Here is a 1,888-nt window from a genome sequence, read left to right on the forward strand (position 1 = left end):
CAGGAGGGACAGCTGATAGAAACAGAAGCCACGCAAGCACCTTAAAATAGTGATAGTCTTAATACTAGTTTTTAGACTAGTCGTTGGAGTCCGGATGATTGATGTTTTAGGTCCAGAGAAGCGCAGGCGGCGAAGTGTTCAGGAAAAAATCGCCATTGTTCAGCAGAGCTTTGAACCCGGAATGACCGTGTCGCTGGTCGCCCGTCAGCATGGTGTTGCTGCCAGTCAGCTGTTCCTGTGGCGTAAGCAATATCAGCAACTGTCTTGAAGGTAAAAATTATGGAGCAACGTGGTGGTACGACTCATCCCATTCTTCGTTCTTTCTGAGCATTGCGTTCAGGATGGTAAGCAGCTTACGCATACAGGCTACCAGCGCCACTTTTTTGGCCTTTCCGGCTGCAAGCAGGCGCACATAAAACGTTTTTATCACCGGATTAAAGCGGGTTGCCACAAGCGCAGCCATGTACAGTGCTGATCTTACGCCAGCCCTGCCGCCAAAAATGGTTCGCCGGCCACGCATAGTCCCTGAGTCCCGGTTGACAGGAGCAACACCTATAAGCGCACTGATTTCGCGCCGGGAGAGCGTTCCCAGTTCCGGAATCTCCGCCAACATCGCGGAAACGGTCATGGTGCCTACACCTTTGATACTGCTCAGGCGCTCAGCAATCTCTTTAAAGTGGTTACGGATGTGACTGTCCATTTCTTTCTCGAGCCTGACAAGCTCATCTTCCAGCGCTTTAATGATGGTATTAATGCTTTTCTTGTTCTGCGGATGGAATGGATGCAGTCGGTTACGCTCAGCCACCAACATCGCAATCAACTGGCGTCTGCGAACCACCATCGCAGCAAGGGCCTGACGTTCAGCATCCGGCAGTGCCCTGATAAAGCGTTTCCGCTCAGGGTGACGATTAATAACCTCAGCCATCTGCGTGAGGACTCTGGCATCAATTCGGTCGGTCTTCGCAAGATATCCCATTGCACGGGCGAAGTCACGGGCCTGCCTGGGATTGACCACGGCAACCTCAAAACCTTCGGCCTGAAGCGAACAGGCCACCGCAACTTCCAGCCCACCAGTGGCCTCCATCAGAACCAGAGCAACGGAGTGCCGTCTCAGTCCGGTAATAATCGCGTTAAAGCCATCAGAGTCATTGCTGACTGTAAACTGAGCAACATCACTGCTGGCAGCGATGTCCAGTGTGGCTTTGGAAACATCGATGCCCACACAAAGTGGATTTGGCTGACTCATTTTTACCCCTCCTTGCAAATACGTTATGGAATACGGACAACTGTTCGGGTTTCAGATGAGTGGCTCGGCGTATGCGCCAGTCGCTGATATACGGGCTTGAACCCTGGAAGGCATCGGGCTGCATACGTTTTGCCAAATCTAATCGTATTAATTTTAATCAGTCTTCAAGATACAAGGAAGGCAGTCTCACTGCTGTTGCCGCTGGTGAACAGGTTGTACCCGCGTCGGAGCTGGCATCTGCGATGAAGCAGATTAAAGAGCTGCAGCGCCTGTTGGGCAAGAAAACCATGGAAAACGAGCTGCTGAAAGAAGCCATTGAATATGGCCGACAAAAAAAGTGGATAGCGCACGTGCCCTTGTTGCCGGAGGATGGCAAATAGGCCTCGTCAGTCGTTGCCTTCGGATCTCACGTGCGCAACTGCATGCCATAGTCAGTAGGTCGAAGAACTGGCAGGATCGCCGACGCAAGCGCAAGCCTGATGATACTGACGCGCTGGCCCGTATCCATACTGTTATCGGCGATCTGCCCACCTATGGTTATCGTCGGGTATGGGCACTGCTACGCAGACAATCAGAAACTGACGACATGGCGGTGATCAATACCAAACGTGTATACCGCATCATGCGTCAGAATGCGCTGCT

1 protein-coding gene and 2 pseudogenes are annotated in these 1,888 nt (G+C 52.0%); 2 read left to right on the forward strand and 1 reads right to left on the reverse strand.

Going from position 1 to position 1,888, the window contains the following annotated elements; genetic code table 11:
• Nucleotides 1-94: 94 nt before the first annotated feature.
• Nucleotides 95-259: pseudogene (locus HMPREF3140_RS26740) on the forward strand (transposase); the annotation flags it as partial.
• Nucleotides 260-277: 18 nt separating this feature from the next.
• Here the strand turns inward: HMPREF3140_RS26740 and HMPREF3140_RS00455 are convergent.
• A complete protein-coding gene (locus HMPREF3140_RS00455; RefSeq protein WP_004213807.1) occupies nt 278-1,246 on the reverse strand; it encodes an IS110 family RNA-guided transposase in 969 nt (322 codons plus the stop codon).
• 167 nt (nt 1,247-1,413) lie between these two features.
• Here HMPREF3140_RS00455 and HMPREF3140_RS26745 point away from each other — a divergent pair.
• Nucleotides 1,414-1,888 (forward strand): annotated as a pseudogene (locus tag HMPREF3140_RS26745) (IS3 family transposase); the annotation flags it as partial.

This window comes from Klebsiella sp. HMSC16A12, from assembly GCF_001808265.1.
In the GTDB taxonomy this organism is placed as follows: Bacteria; Pseudomonadota; Gammaproteobacteria; order Enterobacterales; family Enterobacteriaceae; genus Klebsiella; species Klebsiella pneumoniae.

Excerpts from the sequence above, each read along its gene's own strand:
- HMPREF3140_RS00455 (WP_004213807.1), bottom strand. The coding sequence starts at position 1,246 with ATGAGTCAGCCAAATCCACTTTGTGTGGGCATCGATGTTTCCAAAGCC.